This is a genomic window from Nocardia sp. NPDC058480, assembly GCF_042720495.1.
GTDB lineage: Bacteria > Actinomycetota > Actinomycetes > Mycobacteriales > Mycobacteriaceae > Nocardia.
Genome location: NZ_JBHXMN010000006.1, coordinates 128,001 through 149,564 on the forward strand (window position 1 = coordinate 128,001; position 21,564 = coordinate 149,564).

Annotated in this window: 21 protein-coding genes; 9 read left to right on the top strand and 12 right to left on the bottom strand. The window is 66.1% G+C overall.

The genetic code is table 11. The annotated features are described in order from the left end of the window. Nucleotides 1–14 precede the first annotated feature (14 nt). The gene (locus ACFWO8_RS17110; RefSeq protein WP_378951350.1) at nucleotides 15–1,523 is read left to right on the top strand and encodes an FAD-dependent oxidoreductase; all 1,509 of its coding nucleotides are present in this window, start codon (nucleotides 15–17) and stop codon (nucleotides 1,521–1,523) included. A 53-nt stretch (nucleotides 1,524–1,576) separates the two neighbouring features. On the opposite strand, the gene ACFWO8_RS17115 is transcribed toward ACFWO8_RS17110, so the two are convergent. After that, complete coding sequence (locus ACFWO8_RS17115) at nucleotides 1,577–2,686, bottom strand: glutamate--cysteine ligase (RefSeq protein ID WP_378951354.1); 1,110 nt, start codon at nucleotides 2,684–2,686, stop codon at nucleotides 1,577–1,579. Between the two features lie 150 nt (nucleotides 2,687–2,836). Here ACFWO8_RS17115 and ACFWO8_RS17120 point away from each other — a divergent pair, with 150 nt between their 5' ends. Continuing rightward, nucleotides 2,837–3,448: a flavodoxin family protein gene (locus ACFWO8_RS17120; RefSeq protein WP_378951359.1), complete on the top strand. Its 612-nt coding sequence runs from the start codon at nucleotides 2,837–2,839 to the stop codon at nucleotides 3,446–3,448. A 28-nt stretch (nucleotides 3,449–3,476) separates the two neighbouring features. On the opposite strand, the gene ACFWO8_RS17125 is transcribed toward ACFWO8_RS17120, so the two are convergent. From ACFWO8_RS17125 to ACFWO8_RS17140, 4 genes are read right to left on the bottom strand one after another with little or no spacing between them, the layout of a single operon-like run. Continuing rightward, nucleotides 3,477–4,271: an MBL fold metallo-hydrolase gene (locus ACFWO8_RS17125; protein WP_378951362.1), complete on the bottom strand. Its 795-nt coding sequence runs from the start codon at nucleotides 4,269–4,271 to the stop codon at nucleotides 3,477–3,479. Next, nucleotides 4,268–5,863 carry a zinc-binding dehydrogenase gene (locus ACFWO8_RS17130; protein WP_378951365.1) on the bottom strand — a complete coding sequence of 532 codons (1,596 nt, stop codon included), beginning with the start codon at nucleotides 5,861–5,863 and terminating at the stop codon, nucleotides 4,268–4,270. Before ACFWO8_RS17130 ends, ACFWO8_RS17125 begins: the two co-directional genes overlap by 4 nt. 22 nt (nucleotides 5,864–5,885) lie before the next feature. After that, nucleotides 5,886–6,446: an ester cyclase gene (locus tag ACFWO8_RS17135; RefSeq protein WP_378951368.1), complete on the bottom strand. Its 561-nt coding sequence runs from the start codon at nucleotides 6,444–6,446 to the stop codon at nucleotides 5,886–5,888. Nucleotides 6,447–6,458: 12 nt separating this feature from the next. Next, on the bottom strand, nucleotides 6,459–7,559 hold the full coding sequence (locus tag ACFWO8_RS17140; protein ID WP_378951371.1) for a hypothetical protein: 1,101 nt from the start codon (nucleotides 7,557–7,559) through the stop codon (nucleotides 6,459–6,461). 92 nt (nucleotides 7,560–7,651) lie between these two features. On the opposite strand from ACFWO8_RS17140, the gene ACFWO8_RS17145 reads away from it, so the two are divergent. From ACFWO8_RS17145 to ACFWO8_RS17155, 3 genes are all read left to right on the top strand, one after another. Beyond that, nucleotides 7,652–8,323 (top strand): TetR/AcrR family transcriptional regulator, encoded by a 672-nt coding sequence (locus ACFWO8_RS17145; RefSeq protein WP_378951374.1) that lies wholly within the window; start codon nucleotides 7,652–7,654, stop codon nucleotides 8,321–8,323. A gap of 114 nt (nucleotides 8,324–8,437) precedes the next feature. Next, entirely contained in the window at nucleotides 8,438–9,181 is a 744-nt protein-coding gene (locus tag ACFWO8_RS17150; RefSeq protein ID WP_378951377.1) for a Crp/Fnr family transcriptional regulator, read from the top strand. 87 nt (nucleotides 9,182–9,268) lie between these two features. Next, nucleotides 9,269–12,172, top strand: a complete 2,904-nt coding sequence (locus ACFWO8_RS17155) for a UPF0182 family protein (RefSeq protein ID WP_378951380.1) — start codon at nucleotides 9,269–9,271, stop codon at nucleotides 12,170–12,172. A 77-nt stretch (nucleotides 12,173–12,249) separates the two neighbouring features. On the opposite strand, the gene ACFWO8_RS17160 is transcribed toward ACFWO8_RS17155, so the two are convergent. The 3 genes from ACFWO8_RS17160 to ACFWO8_RS17170 are packed head-to-tail and all read right to left on the bottom strand — an operon-like array spanning nucleotide 12,250 to nucleotide 13,928. Next, a complete protein-coding gene (locus ACFWO8_RS17160; protein WP_378951383.1) occupies nucleotides 12,250–12,861 on the bottom strand; it encodes a methyltransferase family protein in 612 nt (203 codons plus the stop codon). A gap of 15 nt (nucleotides 12,862–12,876) precedes the next feature. Then, nucleotides 12,877–13,593, bottom strand: a complete 717-nt coding sequence (locus ACFWO8_RS17165; RefSeq protein WP_378951386.1) for a cation transporter — start codon at nucleotides 13,591–13,593, stop codon at nucleotides 12,877–12,879. Further along, entirely contained in the window at nucleotides 13,593–13,928 is a 336-nt protein-coding gene (locus tag ACFWO8_RS17170) for an ArsR/SmtB family transcription factor (RefSeq protein WP_378951389.1), read from the bottom strand. The genes ACFWO8_RS17165 and ACFWO8_RS17170 overlap by 1 nt, the downstream gene beginning before the upstream one ends. A gap of 109 nt (nucleotides 13,929–14,037) precedes the next feature. Here ACFWO8_RS17170 and ACFWO8_RS17175 point away from each other — a divergent pair, with 109 nt between their 5' ends. Further along, complete coding sequence (locus ACFWO8_RS17175; protein WP_378951392.1) at nucleotides 14,038–14,370, top strand: YnfA family protein; 333 nt, start codon at nucleotides 14,038–14,040, stop codon at nucleotides 14,368–14,370. Between the two features lie 111 nt (nucleotides 14,371–14,481). Next, complete coding sequence (locus tag ACFWO8_RS17180; protein ID WP_378951396.1) at nucleotides 14,482–15,519, top strand: crotonase/enoyl-CoA hydratase family protein; 1,038 nt, start codon at nucleotides 14,482–14,484, stop codon at nucleotides 15,517–15,519. A gap of 101 nt (nucleotides 15,520–15,620) precedes the next feature. Here ACFWO8_RS17180 and ACFWO8_RS17185 read toward each other — a convergent pair whose 3' ends face one another. Both ACFWO8_RS17185 and ACFWO8_RS17190 read right to left on the bottom strand, forming a co-directional pair. Then, a complete protein-coding gene (locus ACFWO8_RS17185) occupies nucleotides 15,621–16,235 on the bottom strand; it encodes a TetR/AcrR family transcriptional regulator (protein WP_378951399.1) in 615 nt (204 codons plus the stop codon). A gap of 268 nt (nucleotides 16,236–16,503) precedes the next feature. Continuing rightward, a complete protein-coding gene (locus ACFWO8_RS17190; RefSeq protein WP_378951402.1) occupies nucleotides 16,504–17,772 on the bottom strand; it encodes a PucR family transcriptional regulator in 1,269 nt (422 codons plus the stop codon). A 457-nt stretch (nucleotides 17,773–18,229) separates the two neighbouring features. Here ACFWO8_RS17190 and ACFWO8_RS17195 point away from each other — a divergent pair, with 457 nt between their 5' ends. After that, nucleotides 18,230–19,030, top strand: coding sequence for an adenylate/guanylate cyclase domain-containing protein (locus ACFWO8_RS17195; protein WP_378952038.1), 801 nt, complete (start codon nucleotides 18,230–18,232; stop codon nucleotides 19,028–19,030). A gap of 5 nt (nucleotides 19,031–19,035) precedes the next feature. On the opposite strand, the gene ACFWO8_RS17200 is transcribed toward ACFWO8_RS17195, so the two are convergent. Further along, nucleotides 19,036–19,920, bottom strand: a complete 885-nt coding sequence (locus tag ACFWO8_RS17200; protein WP_378951405.1) for a PucR family transcriptional regulator — start codon at nucleotides 19,918–19,920, stop codon at nucleotides 19,036–19,038. A 274-nt stretch (nucleotides 19,921–20,194) separates the two neighbouring features. Here ACFWO8_RS17200 and ACFWO8_RS17205 point away from each other — a divergent pair, with 274 nt between their 5' ends. Next, nucleotides 20,195–21,112 carry an LLM class F420-dependent oxidoreductase gene (locus tag ACFWO8_RS17205; RefSeq protein ID WP_378951408.1) on the top strand — a complete coding sequence of 306 codons (918 nt, stop codon included), beginning with the start codon at nucleotides 20,195–20,197 and terminating at the stop codon, nucleotides 21,110–21,112. Between the two features lie 51 nt (nucleotides 21,113–21,163). Here the strand turns inward: ACFWO8_RS17205 and ACFWO8_RS17210 are convergent, their stop codons facing one another. Continuing rightward, nucleotides 21,164–21,541 carry a VOC family protein gene (locus ACFWO8_RS17210; protein ID WP_378951413.1) on the bottom strand — a complete coding sequence of 126 codons (378 nt, stop codon included), beginning with the start codon at nucleotides 21,539–21,541 and terminating at the stop codon, nucleotides 21,164–21,166. Nucleotides 21,542–21,564 lie beyond the last annotated feature (23 nt).

Here is a 21,564-nt window from a genome sequence, read left to right on the forward strand (position 1 = left end):
GAAAGGGCCACCCCATGTCCCGGCTACAACAACCCGAGAGAATCACTCCTGACGGTGCGACGAAGACATGCGACGTCTGCATCGTGGGAGCGGGCGCGGCTGGACTGAACGCGTTGAGCGTTGCCAGCCAGTACCTCGCCGGCGACCAGAAGGCTGTCTTGGTCGACAGCAGGGAACAGGTCGGGGGAATGTGGACACAGACCTATCCCTACGTGCGATTGCACCAGCCTCACCCCATGTTCACCGTAGGCAACATCCCATGGACTACCGGTCGGGATCGTTCCTACCTGGCGGCCAAATCCGAGGTGCTCGACCACTTCAGGCACTGTCTCGACACGATCGAACAGCGCGTGCAGGTCGATGAACTCCTCGGCTGGACCATGATCTCGCACGAAGAAACCGGTGGCCTCGTGCGGATCATCTGCGAGTCCGCCGACGGAAAATCAGTGGCCGTCGAGGCAAAACGACTGATCAAGGCCTACGGGCTCCGAATCGCCCCGAACGACGCGCTCGATATCTCCAGCACGCGCGTCCGATCGGTGTCGCCTGATTTCTGCGATCTGCGCGGCCACGAGATGCGAACCAGCGATGCTCCGGTGTGGGTCATCGGTGGGGGCAAAACCGCCATGGACACCGCCCACGAACTCATCACGTCCTACCCCGGCCGCGAGGTCGATCTTGTCGCCGGATCCGGGACTTTCTTCCACAGCCGCGAGCGGTTCTTCCCCACCGGTCCCCGCAGGTGGTGGGCGGGCGAGCTGCCCAGCGAACTCCTCCGGGAAGTCACCCGCCGATTCGACGGGACCAACGAGACCGACGTGTGGGACTGGCATCGCGCGACGTATGGCACCTGGGTGACCCCGGAAACCAGTAGCTTCCTGTTCGGCTTACTGTCGGAAACGGAGAATTCGGCGATTGCCGCAGGATTGCACGAAATCGTCATGGACTACCTCGTCGATGCTGTCGACGACCACGATGAGACACGCTTGGTGTTCCGCAGCGGTGCTGAGAAAACCATTCCGCGCGGTAGTTGGATAGTGAACTGCACCGGTTACGTGATGCGGCAAGAACACCCCTATGAGCCGTATGTGTCCAGCAGCGGAGCGATCTTATCGATTCAGCCGCGCTCTGCCACGTTGTACCTGACCTCGCTGATCGGCTATTTCCTGACCCACCTACTGTTTCTGGACCGAATCGTCGACACCCCGCTCTATGAACTCGACGTGCCGGACCTATTGCGCAAGTCCAAGGCCGCGCTCCCCTACACGATGTTCACCCTCACTCAATACAACGTCGGCCTCATCTACGACAGCGTTCCGAGCGCAGCGTTTCGCGATTGCGGACTCGACCTCGATCGCTGGTATCCGTTGCCACACCGCATGGTGGCGGCAACGCGGTTCGCGCTCACCCATCGGCGCGAGCGTGCGCACCTGCGTCACACCCTCGATACGGTGCACGAGCGGTTCGATGTTCGGTGTGGCCGCCTGCCACACAGCGTTCGGCCCAGTACGGCTCGCCTCTGACCAGCGGCCGGCCCGTCGCCCGCGTCCGCTGCCGGCCGAAAACCGCGCTGCCGTCAGCCGCAGCCCTCGAGCGTCGCCCGGCCCAGTTCGGCGACCACATCGGCGATCTCGCCTCGTGCGCGCAGTGCCCGCACCTGTCGCCGCGCGCCGTTCCCGCGTGCGTACAGCGCGGCGATCGCGGTGTTGACGAAGGTGTGGTCACCACACTCGCGGAGGGCAGGCTCGACGTGCTCGACAAGGCGCCCCAGCAGCTCGTGTTGCGGCACGACGAGGCCGTCGACCAGGTCGAGACCGTTGCCGTCCAGGCCCGAGTGCGCGGCGTTCCAGTACGCGGCGCGCAGCAACTCCCCCGACACCGCGGGCGCGGCTTCCTGCCGTGCGATAGACCGCAGACCGGTCCCGACGATTCCGCGGATCAGGGCAGCCAGCAGCGCCGATTCCTCGGCGGTGGCGGGAATGTCGCCGACCCGGATCTCGACCGTCGGGAACGACTCCGACGGACGGACATCCCAATACACCATCTTGTTGTCGAGGATGCTGCCGCTGGCCCGCATCATGGCCACGATCGAATCGTAGTCGCCGAGCGAGCCGAAATACGGTGGCGGTCCCGCACTGGGCCAGCGACGCCAGAGAATGCTGCGCCAGCTCGCGTACCCGGTCTCACTGCCGCGGTAGATCGCCGAGTTCGCGGTCATGGCCAGCAGGACCGGCAGCCAGGGCCGCACATGGTTGCTCACCAACACCGCGGTCTCGCGATCGGGGATGCCGACATGCACGTGGCAGCCGCACAGCCCCTGCTCGTGGGCGAGCATCCCGAAGGTGTGCGCGATCCGCTGGTAGCGCGGGGTATCGGTGACCGGATAGCCCTCTGGCACCGTCGGCGGGACGGCCACCGCGAGTAGGCGCGCATCGTGGTCGGCCGCGCATGCCGCGACCCGGCGGCGGGAAGTGAGCAGCTCGGTCAACAGCTCGCCGATATCGCGGTGCACACTGCTGCTGGTCTCCACCTGGCAGCTCGTGAGCTCCAAGTGCAGATCGATGCCGATCTGGCGCGCCGCCGCGGCGACCTGGGTGTTCTTCGGCGCCGGTGCGCCGGTACCTGGATCGGTCAACAGGAATTCCTCTTCGACGCCGACCGTGAGTACGTCGTCGTGACTGCCCACCGCCTGCCTCCTTCACGCGAGCGTGCCGGGGTAATACCCCGGCACGCACCCCGCAATCGACTCGACCGCCCGTTGATTACCTGAACCGAGTGCGGGCATTCGGCTGGCAGGTCGACATCGTCAGGTTGTTCCCTCTCGAAAGGATCTCCGATGACCGCTCCCTTACGCGCCATCGCGCTGGTCTGCACGCTCAAGCAGTCACCCGCCGCGTCGAGCAGTGCGCTCATCGCCGATCAGGTGCTGGCCGAGCTGGCCACCCACGACGTCGAGGGCGAGTCGGTGCGGATCGCCGATTTCGACGTCCGCCCCGGTATCAGCACCGACGAGGGCGACGGCGACCAATGGCCCCAGATCCGGCGCCGCGTCCTCGACGCCGACATCGTCCTGCTCGCGACCCCCACCTGGATGGGACATCTGTCCTCGATCGCGCAGCGGGTCCTCGAGCGGCTCGACGCCGAACTGTCCAGCACCGACGACGCGGGCAGACCCGCGATGTTCGGCAAGGTGGGCATCGCCGCGATCGTCGGCAACGAGGACGGTGCGCACAAGATCGCCGCCGACACCTTCCAGGCGCTCGACGACATCGGATTCACCATCCCCGCGCACGGTTGCACCTATTGGAACGGTGAGGCGATGGGCAGCGTCGACTACAACGACCTGCCCGCGACCCCGGACGCCGTGCGCGAAACCACCACAACCATGGCCCGCAATGCCGCCCACCTCGCCGGACTGCTGCGCGCGCAGAACTATCCGACGAGCTGAGCAGTCACTTCGGCACTGGGTTCGCCGGTCAGCCGCGTTTCTGGGCGAGGTGCAGCAGGCTGGGGTCGTGGGCGTTGACGAGCAGGAGGCCGGAATCCGCCTCCTGCCACAGTTCGGAGAGTCGCTGGTGGTTGGCCTGAACCCGTTTCCAATCGTGGGCGATGAAGCGTTCCATTGCGGTGAGAGCAGTGGGTACTTCGCCGGTTCCGTCGAGCTGGCCGGGATGGTAGAAGGCGTCACCGACGTGCAGGACCCAGTGGTCGTCGGCATCGACCGCGACCGCGGCGTGGCCGCGCGAGTGGCCGGGCAGGCTGATCAGGACGATGCCGGGGGAAATGTCGGTGAGCTCCTCGGCCCCGGGGAAACCGCGCCAGGTCTCGCTTCGGGCCGGGGTGTGTTCGACGATGCTCGGGCCGTGCACGCGATGCGACGACAGGTACCGTCCGCGCTCGACAACTCCCCTGGGGTGGACGGCGGCCGCGTTCTCAGCGGCGGTGAGATGCACCGTGGCCCACGGGAAATCCGACAGCCCTCCGGTGTGATCGGCGTCGAAATGGGTGAGCACGACGTGGCGCACATCGTGCGGGTCGAAGCCGAGTCGCGTCATCTGGGTGATGGCCGTTTCCGTCGCGTCGAAAGCCGGCCGGACATAGAACCGGGCCGGGCCGAATCGCGCGGCCGGGTCGGCGACATCGCTGCGGCCGAACCCGGTGTCGACCAGGACGAGGCCGTTGGGGGTTTCGACGAGCAGGACGTGGCAGACCAGTCCGGCAGGGGTTGCCCAGGGCCGCATGGTGCCGCAGTTGAGATGGTGGATCTTCATCCGAGCGCCTCGAGCATCGCGGCCTGTGCGGCGGGGTCCCCGCCGATGAGGGCGGCATCGATCTCCTGGATCGGGTTGCTGCCGTCCCAGTTCGCGGCGGCCAGTTTGATCAGGTCGAAGATGAACTTCTTGGAGCCGCCGAGGTCGGAGATCTCGATGACCGTGCCCGGATGGTGCTCGGTCTGCAGATAGGCGAACCGTCCGTCCGCACCACCGATCTGGCCTTCTTGGCCGACGGTGAAGCCGGCGGCGAGTGCGCGGTCGTAGAGCTGTTGGTAGTTTTCCGACCAGTAGGCGACATGCTGGACGCCCTCGTGCCCGGCATCGAGGAAGTCGCGATACATCGACGGGGCGTCGTTGACCGGGGTGATGAGCTCGATCTGGATGTCTCCGCTGTTGGCGACTGCCACATCCATCGCCATGTCGGCGGGCTCACCGCGATAGCGGAAGTCCGTCGGCTCAACCCCCTTCAAGTAGAACCACGGACCTATTCCGCAGGCGACGAAATGCTGCATCGAGGCTTCGATATCGCGGACGACATAACCGATCTGGGCGATGCTGCCCCACATGTTCGCGGTGCCGCTCGGCGCGGGTGGGGTGCCGGTGTGGACGTCGGCAAAGGACAGGACGACTTTTCCGGTGGCCGCGTTCGCCCGGAGTCGGTCCGCCGCGGTCGTCGCCTCAGCGGCAGCATGGACACTGTCGAGATGCGGGGTGATCCGACCATCCTGGACCGCCGGGAGCACTTCCGGGATGAGTGCCTGAACCACGTCGCCGAGCTCCGTCCTGGTGCGGATGCTGAAGGTGGTGCCGATGAGTTTCTGCCGCCGGAAGGCGATGGTGTCCAGATTCAGCTCGGTCGCCGCGCCGGCGAGACGGCCGATGCTCACGATCCGTCCGCCGATGGCGGTTGCCATCGGCAGCTGGGCGAACAGGTCGCCACCGACATGGTCGAGGGTGATGTCGGCGCCTCGGCCGTCCGTCGCCGCGAGAACGGATTCGACGAGGTTGCCGGTCGCGGTATCGACGGTGACGTCCGCCCCGGCGGCCACCAAAGCGCCGCGCTTGTCCTCGGTGGTGGTCGTGGCGATCACCGTTCCCGCGCCGAGAGCCTTGGCGAGCTGGATTCCGACGAGTCCGATCGAGCTGGTGCCGCCCACGATCAGAACGGAGTCGCCCGGCCTGAATCCGGCCTGGGTGACCAGGGCGTCGTGCTCGGTGATGAGCCCGACCGGCAAGGTCGCGGCCTCCTCGAAGCTGAGGTGCGCAGGGATCGGGACCAGCATCCGCGGATGACACAGGGCGTAGTCGGCGAACGCGCCTGCGGTGATGCCCATGACCCGGGTCCCCACCGGAAGACCGGGGGCGAGCAGGCTGGACCGTTCGACGATGCCGGCAACCTCCATGCCCGCGGTGAAGGTGCCTTCGGTCTGACCGGCAGCGGTGTAGGTGCCATCGAGAGCGTACAGATCCGCCCGATTGAGCCCGGCGGCCATCACCTGAACTCGGACCGCCCCCAATCGGTCCGGACGTTCGATCTCCTCGACAGTCCACTCGGGGCCGTTGCCGCTGATCAGCGCACGCATAGTCATGGTTGTGTTCTCCTCGGGTCGGTCAGTTGTCGAGATCGGGGGCGACGGTGTCGGTCAGCCGCGGATCCGGCTCGGCGCCTGCCATGGCGAGCGCCCCCGCCACCACGCGGGCGAGGGTGAGCAGGTCGGCCGGGTTCTTCTTGTCCAAACCGGCGACGAGTTGTTTGAGAATGGTCAGCTGGTCGAAGTAGATGCGTTCGACGACGAGGCGCTCCTCGGCATCGAAGAGGAAGTACGCGGTCATCCGGGTGCGGTGCCGGGAGCCGGTCGGTGGGATCTTGCCCAGCGGGCCCAGATGTGTTCCCAGCAACCAGAATTCGACGATCACCGCGTCGTGGGCGTGCCGGAAGGCGATGATCTCGTGGTCCTGGTCGGGGAAGGCGACGCGGGTGTCCTGGTAGTACTCACGCACGTCCGCGTCGCCGTCGTGGACGGTCATCTGGGCGATGAGTTCGTAGTGCGGATGCGGAAACGTCGACAGAGTCGCGTCCCAGTCCTGGCGGACCTCATCGTGGAAGTGATCGAGCACGAGCTTCTCGCGTGCGCGCAGAACGTCTTCGGGCGGCAGGGTGAAGCGGGACAAGGCGGAACTCCTTCAGCCGTGGGTGAGTTGGCGGTGCGCGAACGTCGGTGCCGTGCCCGGATTGGTCCAGGAGGCCGTGAGTTCGCTGGAGGGGAAGAACTGCAGGAACCGCGAATCCCGCTGACTGCGGTCGACGAGGGTCTTCTCCAGGACGATCGAGTTGTATTGATCGGCAGTGGTTTCGATGGTGTTGGCATTGAGCACGACCTCGTGCTGCCAGGACCTCGCCCACGACGCCAGCCCGGGAAGCCCGGAATGTTCGGGGGTGAGCGCCTCGGCGGCGATGACGTTCTCGCTGCTCGCCCAGACACCGGTCGAGGTGTTCAGCAGCAGACTCTGATTGCCGAACACATGACCGGGTGTCTTGACCACGGCGACGCCGGGCCCGAGCAGCACCGAACCGTCGATGGGCAGGAACGCTTCCGGTGGGACATCGCGGTAGGTGGCGGGTTGGTACCAGGGCCGCTGCAGCGGATGGAGTTCGGCCATGCCGGCGAGCTCGTCGCGCTGCACGATCACCTTCGCGTTCGGAAAACTCGGCTTCGGGTGCGCGCCCAGGTCGTCCTGGTACGCGGTGGTTCCGACCCAGCGCCGCAGGTCCTGGGTGTGCAGGTGATCGAACATCAGGTAGTCGACGTCGTCGCGCGCGATGCCGAGACGGGCCAGATGGTCTGCGACCGTGCCGTGTGCACGGACCATCTGCCGTTGGACGAGCTTCGGTGTGCGCCGGGTGAGGCTGTCGAAATACGGGGTGTAGCGGCCGAGTTCGTGATCGGACGGCTCGAAGAGCAGCACTCGCGGCGTGCCGTCGGATTCGGTCCACCGGATCACCAACATCCGGTTGGTGATCGAGAGGAACGGTGCCAGTGCCCGCGATGCCCGGAACAACCCGAACCTGGTCGGGTACGGGAGCGTGATCAGGTCGCAGGTCCGCACGCTGTCCGGCATGCCGGTCGAGGGGAATTCGCGCCGGAATGCCGAGCCCTGCTCCCTGAGCAGGCGTAGCCGTGTGCCCGGCCCGCCGTCCGCATCGGTCGGGAGGGTCAACGTATCGATCGGGGTGCCGATGCCCGGCAGATCCACCACGTCGGCCGAACTCCACGGAAATCGCATCGTCAGCTCCTTTATCCACAGTGTGGGTTTATTGCGGATCAGGCTATACCCACGGTGTGGATTTTCGCAATGGGTTCGGGCATGATGAGTCCATGACCGCGCCACGCCGAGGACGTCCGCCCAAGAACGAGCAGCAGCTCTCCCGCGCGGCGATCGTCGAGGCGACGCTGAAGGTGATCGACGCCGAGGGCGTCGCGGCGGTGAGCATGCGCGCAGTCGGGCGGGTGCTCGGAGTCGACGCCAAGAGCCTTTACCATCACGTCGACGGCAAAGACGGGCTACTCGATTCCGTCGCCGAGCATCTGCTGGGATCCATCGCCTTACCGGATGCGACCGGCGACGTGCGAGCCGATCTCTGGGCGATCGCCATGGCGTTTCGCGAACGCGCATTGGATCACCCGCAAGCAGCCTCGCTCGTCCTCACTCGCCAGCTCGCGTCGTTCGAGGGCCTGGCCCCCGTCGAGGCGGTTCTGAGTGTTCTCCACAACGCGGGGTGCACTCCCCGCGAATCCGTCCACCTACTCCGAACGTTCGTCGCCACCCTCATCGGAACCCTGCTCCGAGAGGTCGATGCCGGGCCCACCTACGGCACCACCGATACCACCGCTATCGCCCGACGCCAGGCAACCCTCGAGGTCAGCGAGCTCCCCGCGGTAGCGGCCGCCGCCCAGCACCTCGCCCGATTCGACGGCACCGAAGAGTACGAATTCGCCATGAACCTCGCACTGGACGCACTCCTGTCACGACTGGCCACTCAGCACTGACGACGAGGAGGTCGGAGTGGCCGGATTATCCGGCGATCGCGTTGGGTTGCCATGGCGAGGATAATTGTCAGCGGGGATGACAGGTTCGCCAGAATCACCCACCTGGAGCCAGCGATGATCCACAGCCACCGGATGTTCTCCCACTTGGTTCGCACGATCGGTGAGGAGTCGTTCTACGACGACCAGCTACGGCACGCGGCCTGGGTCGCGCAATGCGTGGGCCGCGGCCCCACCGCTCCCCTGCACCCCGGCGACCTCACCGCACTCGCCGATCGGATCGAGCGCAAATCCTTGCCCGCCGGATCGCTGCTGTTCTCGGCGGGCGCGCCACCGGACGGCGTGTGGATCGTGCGGCACGGGCAGGTCGAACTATCCGTTGGTTCGGGCAGCCGACGCGCGGTCGTCGGCGTGCTCGGCCCGGGCGATGTCGATGGTGACATCGCACTGCTGCTGGAAATGCCGCCGACCTACACCGCGCGCACACTCACCGAGTCGGAATGCCTGTTCCTGGCCGACACCGACTTCGAAGCCCTGCTCGCCGGCCATCCCGTGATCGCGCGTCGCTGGCTTTCCAGTGTGGCGCACCGCGTTTCGCTGAGTCAGGCACGGCTGATCAACGTTCTCGGCCGCCCACTGCCCAACCAGGTGTCCCAGTTGCTGCTCGACGAAGCGGTCGACGGGTCGGTCCGACTGGCCGAACACACCCTCGCCGCCATGCTCGGTGTCCAGCACCAATCGCTGAACAAGATCCTCAAAGAATTCGAACGACACAGCCTGATCAACATCGGCGACGGGGCGATCGACATCGTAAATGCCGATGGGCTGCGCCACCTCTGCCTTCCTGCCGAACCGCGCTGACTGCGCTGCTCAGCGGCCCGGCGAGTAGAATTGCCACCAGATGGCCGCCGTCGGTCAGGTGATCGGACGTGGTCACAGGAGCGGCAGATGAGCGCACGAGACGACTCCGCTTCGGGACGAGTTCCCCGAAGACTCCGACTGATGCTGACGGCCGCCACGGTGTTCTTCGTGTTATTGCTGATCGTGCCGCGCCTGATCGGCGCATACGTCAATTGGTTGTGGTTCGGCGAGGTCGGCTATCGCGGTGTCTGGTTCACCGTGCTCCTCACCAAGCTGGCGATGTTCGCCGTGATCGCGGTGTGCCTCGGTGGCGCGATGTTCCTCGCCATGTGGTTGGCATACCGCTCACGTTCGGTCTTCTTCCCCACCGCACGCACCGACGACCCGCTCAGCGAGTACCGCCGCGTGGTCGGCCGGTGGCCGCTGCGCTTCGGGTTGGGGATCGCCGCCGGATTCGGGCTGATCTGTGGTCTGATCGGGCACTCGAGGTGGGAGACGGTGCAGCTGTTCCTGCACGGCGGGTCGTTCGGCGAGCAGGACCCCGAATTCGGGATCGATATCGGCTTCTTCGTCTTCGATCTGCCGTTCTACCGACTCATCCTGAGCTGGCTGTTCGTCGCCGTGTTCTTCGCGTTTCTGGCTTGTCTGGCAACGCATTACCTGTTCGGCGGACTCCGACCGGCGGGCAGATCGATCGGCCTCAGTCACGCGGCCCGCGTACAGCTCGCGGTGCTCGTCGGGCTGTTCTTCGTGTTCAAGGCCTGCGCGTACTGGCTCGACCGTTATGCGTTGTTGTCGAGCCATCGGCGGGAACCGACATTCGCCGGGGCCGGATACACCGATATCAATGCCGTCTTGCCTGCCCGGTTCATTCTCCTCGCGATTGCCCTGATCTGTGCCGCCGCGGTCTTCTCAGCGGTCGTGATCCGCGATCTCCGGGTCCCGGCGATGGCCGCGGTCCTGCTGTTGCTGTCGTCGATCGTGGCCGGGGGCATCTGGCCGCTGGCGGTGGAACAGTTCTCGGTGCGGCCCAACGCTGCCGACCGGGAGAGCGCCTATATAGAACGCAATATCGCGGCAACGAGACAGGCTTACGGGATCGGCAGCGAGATGGTCGACTACCGGCCCTATCCTGGTGTCGGTTCCAGACCGCCGCCCGAGGTCGCCGCCGACGCGACCACGATCGCCAATCTCCGGCTGCTCGACCCGCATGTTCTCTCCCGGACCTTCACCCAGCAGCAGCAGCTCAAGAACTTCTACAGCTTCCCGGAGAACCTGGACCTCGACCGCTACCGCATCGACGGCCAATTGCGCGACTATGTCGTCGCGGCGCGAGAGTTGACCCCGAGCGCACTCAGCGGCAATCAATCGCATTGGGTCAATCGGCACACCGTATACACCCACGGTGACGGGTTCGTCGCAGCGCCGGCGAACCGGGTCAACGCGGCGGTCCGGGAAGCGTCGGGCGATAGTTCGGCCAGCAACAGCGGGTACCCGATCTACGCGGTCAGCGACATCGCCTCCCAACGAGCCGGCCACCAAGTGATCCCGGTCCAACAACCACGCATCTACTTCGGTGAGGTGATCGCGCAAGCCGATCCCGACTACGCCATCGTCGGCGGCGGCACCGAGCCTCGCGAGTACGACACCGACACGACCCAGTACACCTACACGGGCGCGGGCGGTGTACCGATCGGGAACTGGTTCAACCGACTCGCCTTCGCCGCGACCTACACCGAACGAAACATTCTCTTCGCCACGGCGATCGGGCCCGATTCGAAGATCATCTTCCATCGCGACCCGAGCGAGCGTGTCGAACTGGTCGCACCGTGGCTCACCGCCGACAACAACCCGTATCCGGCGGTCGTCGACGGCCGGATCGTCTGGATCGTCGACGCGTACACCGCGATCGACGGCTACCCCTACGCTGCGCGGAGTTCGCTGGAAGCGCTCGCCCGCGACGACGGCAGGCCGTTGCGCAATCCGGCCGAGATCTCCTACGTGCGGAACTCGGTCAAAGCCACCGTCGACGCCTACGACGGCACCGTGACGCTGTACCAGGTCGACACCGACGACCCGGTGCTATCGGCCTGGATGCGGGCCTTCCCCGGCACTGTGGAACCCGCGGAGACGATCAGTGACGACCTGCGCGCGCATTTCCGATACCCGGAGGATCTGTTCGTCATCCAGCGCGAGATGCTCGCCCGCTACCACGTGGACGAACCACGGGAGTTCTTCACCAACAACGCCTTCTGGTCGGTTCCCAGCGATCCGACCGTCGACGCCAATCCCCAGCAGCCGCCCTTCTACGTGCTGCTCGGCGACCCGGACAGCGCCGCGCCCTCGTTCCGGTTGACCAGTGCGATGGTCGGGTTCAAACGGGAGTTCTTGTCCGCCTACATCTCCGTGCACTCCGACCCTGAGAACTACGGCAAATTCAGTATTTTGCAGTTGCCCACCGACACGCTCACCCAAGGACCACAACAGATACAGAACTCGATGATCTCCGACACGCGAGTGGCTTCCGAGCGAACCCTGCTGGAGCGCTCCAACCGAATTCAGTACGGCAACCTGCTCACCCTGCCGATCGCCGACGGCGGCGTGCTCTACGTCGAACCACTGTTCACCGAGCGGATATCGACGGCCCCGAACGGCTCGACTTTCCCGCAGCTGGCACGCGTATTGGTCAGCTACCGGGAACCCGGCACCGGCGGAGTCAGAGTCGGCTACGCACCGACCCTGGCCGAGGCACTCGATCAGGTATTCGGCCCCGCCACCGGCAATCTCGCCACCCCACCCGGCGGCAGCGCGGCCGCACCGCCACCCCCGGGCCGGGCTGCGCTGCCACCGGGTGAACCACAGCCCTCAACTACCCCACCGCTGATGGACGAGGCCACGATCGCCCGGCTGGAAGCCGAGCTAGAGGCAGCCCGTGCGGCGCTCGATCGACTGGAGCAGCAACTCGACGACATTCTTCGCCCGAACAAATGAGGACCGTGACCTGGAAGAACAACGCCATCGTCAACCACAAACGTGTTCTCCCGTGCCCCAGCCGCAGCTCTGCCCGACTACACACTCCCCCTGCCGATGCCGGGAACGAACCTGCCCGTTGTCGCCAGATACGACTGATACCCCGGGCCGTGCACGCGGGCCAGATACGGCTCCTCGACGACCCGGACTTGCAGTTCGATAGTTACCAGAAGCACCACGAACCCCGCGATCGCGACGACGTTCGGGATCAGCAACGTGACACCGGCGGCGAAGACGAGCATTGCCGTGAAAATCGGGTTCCGCACGATCCCGAACACTCCGGTGTGCACCAAAGTTGTTGTCTCGGTGGCGTCGACGCCGATTCGCCAGGACTCGCCCATCTGGTTCTGCGCGTACAGCGTCGCGGCGATCCCGGCGAGCGCGAGCACCGTCCCGGCGGCTTGGATCTGGGCCGAGGACAGCCACGGGATCGGCGCGACGACATCGACCAGCTGGAGCACCGGGGCGGCGAGTCCGACTGCGATCGCGGCGATGAATCCGCCACCGGCGAACCATTCCAAGGAGCCGGGTCGTCCGCTGATGCCCCGGAATCCGGTGGAACCGGTGGCGCGGTGCTGTCGCCAGCTGCGCCATCCGAATCCCAAGGCGCCGAACAGCAGATACAGCACTGATGCCAGCCAAGCGGCCATTGTTCTTCCTCGATTTCAGTCGTCGCAGCAGGCGCAGGAATCGGCCTGGACGGTGGGTTTCGCGGCGGCACCGATCGGTGGTGTCGCACAGCACGTATCGCCTTTCCAGGCGTTGAGACCTTCCTTCACCGCGATCACCGCGATCACCAGCGCCGCGATCGGATCGGCCAACGACCAGCCAAGCAGGCTGTTGAGCAGCAATCCGACCAGCAGCACCGCCGAGAGATAGGTGCACAGCAGGGTTTGTTCGGAATCGGCCACGGCAGAGGCGGATCCGAGTTCACGTCCGGCGCGGCGTTGCGCGGCCGAGAGGACCGGCATGATGACCAGACTGGCCGCGGCCAGCGCGATCCCGACCGTGGAGTGCCTGGCCTCGCCGATACCGAACAGGGCGCGCAGCGAGTCGATGGTGACGTAGGCGGCCAGGGCGAAGAAGGAGAACGCGATGATGCGCAGCGCGACCTTCTCCCGCTTCTCGGGGTCGCGTCCGGCGAACTGCCACGCGACCGCGGCGGCGGAGGACACCTCGATCACCGAGTCCAGACCGAACCCGATCAGCGCGGTGGAGGACACCCGAACACCCTCGGTGAGAGCGATGATCGCCTCGATCACGTTGTAGGTGATCGTCGCGGCGACAAACCAGCGAATCCGCTTCGACAACAACGCTTTACGCGCCGGATCAGGCCCTACCCGCACAGCGGATGGCAACGAGAGCATACCGAGTGCGGCCATCAGCAGCACCCATCGGTGTCCGCATCCGGGCAGCACGCCGGATCTACGGCAAGGACCAGTCCGAGCAGGTCATCGAGAGCGGCGCCGATGCGAGCGTCGGCGAGCTCGTAACGACTGCGCCGCCCTTCGGGAACTGCGACGACCAGACCGCATCCACGCAGACAGGCCAGGTGATTGGACAAGATCTGGCGCGTTACCCCGATGCGCTCGGCGAGCTGCGACGGGTACCCCGGCGACTGCCGCAGATTCAGCAGGATCTGGGTGCGAGTCGGGTCCGACAGCGCATGCCCGAATCGGGCAAGCGCGTCGGTGTGCAGCACCGGCAATGTCTCCATAGCCAAACAGTACATCTGAATCTGTATTCAGAAAAGGGTGGATCGTCTCCGTTTCGGGTCGAGGGTGGGGCACCACGGTGACCAGGCAGCCGACTTCTAGGCTCTGCGCATGACTGTGGCGCGCTCGATCCTGCTGTTCGTCCTGGCCGCCATCGCCGAGATCGGCGGGGCCTGGCTGGTCTGGCAGGGCGTGCGCGAGCACCGCGGCTGGGCCTGGATCGGGGCGGGCATCATCGCACTCGGCGTATACGGGTTCGTCGCGACATTGCAGCCCGACGCGAACTTCGGACGCATCCTCGCCGCCTACGGCGGGGTATTCGTCGCCGGATCACTGCTCTGGGGTATGGCGCTCGACGGTTTCCGGCCCGACCGCTGGGACGTCACCGGCGCAGCGATCTGCCTGGTCGGCGTCGCGGTCATCATGTACGCACCACGCGGCTGACCACAGCCCAGACGCTTTCACAGTCACTCTTGACTGTCAATGCTCGATCGGCCATGCTGCACAACACCTGGCGAGCAGTCCGCGCCGGACCAGCGATCGAAAGGACTATCTATGTCGGAGACTCCTCCGCACGCAGGCAACCGCCCCGCGGGCTGGTACGACAACTGGACAGAAGTCCCCGACTCGCCGTGGCAGGATCGCCCCGAGCCCGACTATGACTACGACTACTCGACCCTCACCTACGAGCGCGACGGACGTATTGCCCGCATCACGTTCAACCGCCCAGAGAAGGGCAACTCGATCACCCCGGACACCCCACGCGACCTCGCTCACGCCGTCGAGCGAGCCGACCTGGACCCACGCGTGCACGTGATCCTGGTCAGTGGCCGCGGTAAGGGCTTCTGCGGCGGCTACGACCTGGACATGTTCGCGGAGAAGGGCTTCCGAACCGCCGAAGGCCCCGACGAGATCACCGGCACCGTACTCGACCCGGTAGTGAACGCGGTCAATCACAACCCGTGGGGCACCTGGGATCCGATGATCGACTACGCGATGATGAGCCGCTGCAACAAGGGCTTCGCCAGCCTGCTGCACGCCAACAAGCCCACCGTCGCGAAACTGCACGGCTTCGCCATCGCAGGCGGCACCGACATCGCCCTGTACAGCGACCAGATCATCTGCGCCGACGACACCAAGATCGGCTACCCACCGGCCCGCACCTGGGGCATTCCCGCGGCCGGGATGTGGGCCCACCGTATCGGCGACGCCCGCGCCAAGCGGTTGCTCTTCACCGGCGACAGCATCAGCGGCAAGCAAGCCGAGGAATGGGGGCTGGCGGTGGAATCGTGCCCGGCGGAGGAGCTCGACGAACGCACCGAAGAGCTGGTCGGCCGGATCGCCCGCATGCCGGTCAACCAGCTGATGATGGCCAAACTCGCGCTCAATTCGGCGCTGCTGTCCCAAGGCGTGGCCAACTCCGGCATGATCAGCACCGTCTTCGACGGCATCTCCCGCCACACCAGGGAAGGCTACGCATTCCAATTGCGTGCCGCCACAGTCGGTTTCCGGGAGGCAGTCCGCGAACGCGACGAACCCTACGGCGACTACAAACGGGCCGAGTTCGACCGTCGACTCCCCGACCAGGATTGACATCCACGGCTCGCCAGGTTGTCGACGACCGACGCGCAAGAAGTGGGCACCCGTCTCGCCTTCGCCGATCCTCCGCGACCGCTCGTCGGCGTCGACGAGCTCTATCCGTCGGCCTCGCTGATGTGACCGGGCGCCAACAAGATCCGAATCGCGTCGGCCCACTGCGCGAGGACGACTCGGTTCGCCTGATCCGAGGACTGCAGCGCGCGCGTGCCCGCGAGCCCCCGCAAGACGGCGATGGTCAGATCACGAACGGCCGGGTAGCGCGGATGCGCCACGATCGGCGCCCCGAACAACCCATCGACCACCCGGTGCAGATCGCGCCCCGCCTTGCGCTCGGCCACCCGCAGCGCGGCGGCGAGATCGGGATCGGTGCCTGCCGCGGCCCACAGCGCGAACTCGGCCCGCGCGGGCGGTTGCGTCAACGCCGAGTACAGGGCCGACAGCGCACGCTCTACCGGGTCGACGGCGTCACCCAAGGTCGCCGCCGCCGCCTGCGTCGCCGCTTCGTTGAGCACGACCAGATCGGCGACAAGCGCCTCCGACAGATCGCGCGCGGTCGGGAAATGATGCAGGAGCGCACCGCGACTCAGACCCGCCCGCTGCTGCACGGCCACGGTGGTCAAAGCTGAATAGCCACGTTCGATCAGTAGCTCGGTCGCCACCTCCAAGATGCGCGCGCGTGTCGCGTCTCGCTGTTCAGCACGTGTCACCACCGGTGGTCCTTTCTGCTCCGATGGCAACGTTACAGTCACATCTGACTGCCGAATCGTCAGCTCGATGCGCGGGCGGATCAGGTCCGGACCCAGTTGGGACCCGAACGCGTTGTCCGTCACGCGTCCCCTCGGGACGGTCACCAGGCTGACGCCGCCCGCACCCTGATCGGCACATCACGCGGAATGCTCGACGACTTTCCCGGACGGGAGCAACTGTGAACCACGTCGATCGCGACAGTGCGCCGGGGGGCTGTCGGGGCCGCGCCGATCAGCAAGCCTGTGCGGCGGGCGCAGTCTGTTCCGGGTCGCCCCGGTTGGCCGACTCCTGATCGGCGACACCGATCATGCGGGCCACGAGCGCAGAACGCAGGCGCCAGACCCCGTCCGAGTGCATCGGGTCCAATCCGGTGATCTCGGCGATCTTGTTCAGCCGATAGTCGACGGTGTTGGGATGTATGTGCAGTACATGCGCCGTGCGCACGCGGGTGGAGCGGGTCGCGAGATGGGCCTTCAACGTCTCCAGCAGAACCGGATGCTTGTCGAGCGAGTCCAACGCCGCGGCCAAGTGTCGGCCGACCGCGCCCGGCCTCGACAGCTGATATTCCAGCGACAGATCCTCGAAACGCTCCAGCCCGTCTCGGCGCAGGCGACGCATGATGTCGAGCACCGCGCGCACGCGCTCGATCTCTTCGGAGATTCCGTCTGCTCTTGCCGACACGAACGTGGCGCGAATCCTCGTCTGCGCCGCGACGGCAAGGTGCTCGACGAGCCGTTCTGCCCCTGCGGGATCGAAGTGGTCTTGCGGAATCAGCAGAGTCGCCGAGTCGGCACCGATCTGCATCAACGCATGGTCAGCCCACTGGTGCGACACCTCGGCTCTGACTCGGCGAATTGTTCGGCGGGAGATGATCTGTCGATCCAGGAGCGGCTGCTCTTCGTTGTGCGCCACGAACGCCACAGCGAAGACGACGTAGCTTTCGGCCAGCCGCACCCCGCGGGCACGGGCCATGGCCGGTGTTGCGTTTCCGGCGATCAGAGCCGCGGCCACAGCGTCGGCGGCATCACTCCCCGCAGCGCGCATCTCACTCGTGTACGCCTGTGAAATCACGGTGGCGAGCCGGCTGGTGAGCTCGACGAACACCTGCGTCACCCGGGCCACGGCCCGGTGATCCGCTGCGGGCTCGGCCTGCGCGGTGAGATGGTCGAACACCATCCGCGTGGCGGTGTGCACTGCCGTATGCATCGAGTCGATGAGCACGCCCTGGTGTGCCCATTCCATGACGCCGAAGCGCACCTCGGCCAGTGGTTTCGCAGCGTCCTCACCAGCGAGGAGCCTGGCGGCCAGCTCGAGGCATGCCTTCACCGTCGCGGTGACATCGCGACGCAAGGTCGCTAGTGGCACTCTGCCGGACAGTGCGCTATCGACGAGGTATCGGCTCATGATCTTGCCCGAAATCGTTGACGCCGCCGGGAGACAGTCGACCAACGGCCGACCTGCCATCGTCACGATCGGGGCCGACAGGGCGCTGTTCGGCATGCGCACATTTCCTCCTTTCGGGTGTTTGCGCTCCATCGTGCGTTCTCACCGTCTCGCGTTCCAATGGCGTTTCGCACCCGAATGAGATTCTCATAGTGCACCATGCACCACCGGAGGCCTTCCAAGTATGTCACCCGTACACCGAAACACGGTACGGACGGTGCTGCGGTTCCGGCGCACGCGGACGCATGACCTTCTCCGCGACCTTCCGCTCAGCTCTCGGCCGCGTCACGTCGAGGCTCGAATGTTGGGCCATTTCAGCTGTACATCGACCTCGGTACGACGAAAGAAGGGGACGGGGCCGGGTCGGCTACGAGGGACCGACGGCCGTCGGCATGCACCGAACATGCCGGTCGAAATTCCAGTGAACGCCTGTGTACTATTTTGGCGTGAACAGCTCGGGCGCGCAGCCGCTACAGGGTTCGGCCAGCGACGCGACTCGGCCAGGGTTTATCCGATGAACACAGTCGTGATCGTCGTGCTCGCGATCGTCGCCGCCGGTGAAGCCGTCGGCCTGATCACCCTGTCGATCCTGCTTGCCCGAAGTCGGCGCAAACGGCCGGCACCGCGTCGGGCCACGACGACGCAGCGGTTGGTGGTCGGCGGTCGCGAGGCGGTGCGAACAGCCTGGCAGACCGCGGACCTGGTGCGTACCAAAGGTTTTCGTGCTGCCGTGCTGACCTCCATCGAAGACCTCGCGGGCTGGGCGCGGGTCGAGCGTCCCGACCTGGCCAGGCTGGCGCCGGACGGCAACGTCGTTATCATGTTCTCCGACATCGAGCAATCGACCGCCCTCAACGAACAACTGGGCGACCATGCTTGGGTCAAGCTACTGGACCGCCACAACCGCCTCGTCACGCGATGTGTGCAGGACCGCGGTGGCCATGTGGTCAAGAACCAGGGCGACGGCTACATGATCGCCTTCGCCGCTCCCGAGCAGGCGGTCGGCTGCGGCCTCGCGATCCAGGCCGCGCTACACAAGGACGCCGGATCATCACGGGCCGCAACCGATTTCAGGGTCCGGATCGGTATCCACATGGGGACCTCCGTCCGCCGGGGTGATGATCTGTTCGGACGCAACGTCGCCATGGCCGCGCGCGTCACCGCGCAGGCCGAGGGCGGGGAAGTGCTGATCAGCGAGCCGGTGCTGGAGGCGATCGGTCGCAGTACGAAACTCACCATCGGGACCGGTCGCGACGCGACCCTCAAGGGCCTGCGAGGCACGCACCGCCTCACCCCGGTCGGCGCTGCGAGGTAAGCCGCTCACGTGGACTGAGGCATGCCCTGCCGCCAGTCCAGCGCATCCAGCGCGACAGCGATGTGCACACTGTTCTCCGCCAGCGGGCGAGGCAGTAACTCGTCGGCGCGGGCCAGCCTGCGCAATATCGTATTCCGGTGGGTGAACAGGCGCGCCGCAGCGCGCGTGGCGTTGCATTGCTCGTTGATGTAGATGAGCACCGATTCCCGCAGTTCGCTGTCGGCATGTTCCAGATCACCGAGGGTGTACTTGATGAAACGGTCTGCCTGAGCACCGTTTTCGGTGATCAGCGAGGTCAATTGCACCTCGCTGACGGTGACCGTGCGCCGGGTGCTGTGCGGGCGGGCGAGGATTCGGTGCGCGGCCTGTGCGTCGAGGTGACTCGTCCGGAAGCCCGCGAGGTTTCGACCGGTCGAGCCGATGGCGATACGCACGCCGGGGATATGGTCCAGCGCTTCGGTCAGTGCCGCGGTGTCGGGCGCCGTGGGGCCGGGCACCCACACCCACAGGGTGGCCGCGCTGGCGAGCAGGCTCAGCGCCGTCGCCGCACCGGCGGCTTGTGCGAGGGCTCTGGTCACCCGATGCGGTTCCTCGAGTTCGGCACCGGGGATGTCACTCCAGGCGATAGCAGCGGTATGGGTGGTGTCGAGCCGGTATCCGAGGCGGGTCGCCGCGCGTTCGATATTGATCGGCTCGCCCTCGAGAATCAGCGAAATCGTTTCCCGGCGTTCGGCATACGAGCCGCGGGCGAGCTCGTCGCGCACCTCACCGATGACCTCGGTGATCGCCTCGACAGTGCCGTCGACGAATCCGGCGATCGATGCGGCGGTGACCTCGAAGACCTCTTGCAGCTCGAACGGGTCGGGCGTCAGGATGAAGACGATGGTCATCCACCGCCGCCATGCGACATCTCGACCGACCCGATAGGCCTAGTTCGTCGAGCCACTCCTCCGGCGCGTTCATCGCGATCTCGGCACCTCGGCGGATCACCTCACGCGCGCGGTCGGACAGGCGCCGATCGAACAGACCATCACCAGAGTGCACCACCTGATTATGCAACCTTCGATCTGCGTCCACTCACGCATGCCGAGTTGCCTGGCCGGCCGTCGTGAGCTTGCTCGCTGCGACCTGCGTACCCGGTACGCATCGGGCACGATGGTGATCATGGACCTCCGCATCTTCACCGAGCCCCAGCAGGGCGCCGACTACGACACCTTGCTGTCGGTGGCGCGCGCCACCGAGGAGCTCGACTTCGACGCGTTCTTCCGTTCCGACCACTACCTCGCCATGGGCGATGCCTCGGGCCTGCCCGGCCCGACCGACGCCTGGATCACCCTGGCCGGGCTGGCCAGGGACACCTCCCGGATCCGGCTGGGCACCCTGGTCACCGCCGCCACCTTCCGGATGCCGGGACCACTGGCCATCCAGGTCGCCCAGGTGGATCAGATGTCGGGCGGGCGGGTCGAACTCGGCCTCGGCAGCGGCTGGTTCGCCGCCGAACACGCGGCGTACGGAATCCCGTTCCCGGACAACCGTTTCGGTCTGCTCGAGGAGCAGCTGGCCATCGTCACCGGGCTGTGGGAGACCAAGCCGGGAGCCACGTTCAGCTTCGACGGCGCCCACTATCAGCTCACCGACTCCCCCGCCCTGCCCAAGCCGGTGCAGGATCCGGTGCCGGTGATCATCGGCGGCAACGGCAAGGTCCGCACCCCGCGCCTGGCGGCCCGCTATGCCACCGAGTTCAACATGCCGTTCGCCTCGGTCGCCGACAGCGCCGCCCAGTTCGACCGGGTGCGCGCCGCGGTGCGCACGGCCGGGCGCACCGATGAACTGGTGTACTCCAACGCCCTGGTCGCCTGCGTCGGGCGCACCGACGCCGAGGTGGCGCGCCGGGCCGCCGCGATCGGCCGCGAGGTCGACGAGCTGAAGACCAACGGCCTGGCCGGTTCACCCGCCGAGGTCGTCGACAAGATCGCCCACTATCGCGAGATCGGTGCCAGCCGGATCTACCTACAGATCCTCGATCTCGCCGACCTCGACCACCTGGAACTCATCGCCGCCGAGGTGCAATCGCAGCTCTGAGATCAAGGGGCCGGGGTGGGTTCGAGCCGGATCGCCACCGCACCAACGGCTTCACTCACCGCCGGCAGATGGCACCGTAAGGCAGAAAGGGTGCCCCGAGGGGTCCAGAAGCACCCGCCACCTATCCGGAGCGGGCTGAAAGGCAGCCTTGACCGCGCCCAGGTCGATCGCCGCCACCTCCGCGCTATCGAGGTCTGTCACAAACAGATCGAGATGCATCTGCTTGGGCACCTGATTCCCCGGCCAGTCCGGCGGTATATGGTCCGCTACCTGCTCGATCGTCAGTGTCACTCCCGCGCCGCGAAGCACCACCAGCTCATCGGATTCGTACCGAATCTCGAAATCGAGCAACGCTCTATAGAACTGCCCGAGATGCCGCGGATCCCGGCTGTCGAGCGAAACCGCCCCGAATCTGGCAATCGCAGGCATAGCTCCCCCGAACTCACGGCCTC

Bases quoted from the DNA above. Each gene is read 5' to 3' on its own strand.
- ACFWO8_RS17110 (WP_378951350.1), top strand. From the start codon at position 15: ATGTCCCGGCTACAACAACCCGAGAGAATCACTCCTGACGGTGCGACG.
- ACFWO8_RS17120 (WP_378951359.1), top strand. From the start codon at position 2,837: ATGACCGCTCCCTTACGCGCCATCGCGCTGGTCTGCACGCTCAAGCAG.
- ACFWO8_RS17125 (WP_378951362.1), bottom strand. From the start codon at position 4,271: ATGAAGATCCACCATCTCAACTGCGGCACCATGCGGCCCTGGGCAACC.
- ACFWO8_RS17130 (WP_378951365.1), bottom strand. From the start codon at position 5,863: ATGACTATGCGTGCGCTGATCAGCGGCAACGGCCCCGAGTGGACTGTC.
- ACFWO8_RS17140 (WP_378951371.1), bottom strand. From the start codon at position 7,559: ATGCGATTTCCGTGGAGTTCGGCCGACGTGGTGGATCTGCCGGGCATC.
- ACFWO8_RS17145 (WP_378951374.1), top strand. From the start codon at position 7,652: ATGACCGCGCCACGCCGAGGACGTCCGCCCAAGAACGAGCAGCAGCTC.
- ACFWO8_RS17150 (WP_378951377.1), top strand. From the start codon at position 8,438: ATGATCCACAGCCACCGGATGTTCTCCCACTTGGTTCGCACGATCGGT.
- ACFWO8_RS17155 (WP_378951380.1), top strand. From the start codon at position 9,269: ATGAGCGCACGAGACGACTCCGCTTCGGGACGAGTTCCCCGAAGACTC.
- ACFWO8_RS17160 (WP_378951383.1), bottom strand. From the start codon at position 12,861: ATGGCCGCTTGGCTGGCATCAGTGCTGTATCTGCTGTTCGGCGCCTTG.
- ACFWO8_RS17165 (WP_378951386.1), bottom strand. From the start codon at position 13,593: ATGGCCGCACTCGGTATGCTCTCGTTGCCATCCGCTGTGCGGGTAGGG.
- ACFWO8_RS17170 (WP_378951389.1), bottom strand. From the start codon at position 13,928: ATGGAGACATTGCCGGTGCTGCACACCGACGCGCTTGCCCGATTCGGG.
- ACFWO8_RS17175 (WP_378951392.1), top strand. From the start codon at position 14,038: ATGACTGTGGCGCGCTCGATCCTGCTGTTCGTCCTGGCCGCCATCGCC.
- ACFWO8_RS17180 (WP_378951396.1), top strand. From the start codon at position 14,482: ATGTCGGAGACTCCTCCGCACGCAGGCAACCGCCCCGCGGGCTGGTAC.
- ACFWO8_RS17190 (WP_378951402.1), bottom strand. From the start codon at position 17,772: ATGCCGAACAGCGCCCTGTCGGCCCCGATCGTGACGATGGCAGGTCGG.
- ACFWO8_RS17195 (WP_378952038.1), top strand. From the start codon at position 18,230: ATGAACACAGTCGTGATCGTCGTGCTCGCGATCGTCGCCGCCGGTGAA.
- ACFWO8_RS17200 (WP_378951405.1), bottom strand. From the start codon at position 19,920: ATGACCATCGTCTTCATCCTGACGCCCGACCCGTTCGAGCTGCAAGAG.
- ACFWO8_RS17205 (WP_378951408.1), top strand. From the start codon at position 20,195: ATGGACCTCCGCATCTTCACCGAGCCCCAGCAGGGCGCCGACTACGAC.
- ACFWO8_RS17210 (WP_378951413.1), bottom strand. From the start codon at position 21,541: ATGCCTGCGATTGCCAGATTCGGGGCGGTTTCGCTCGACAGCCGGGAT.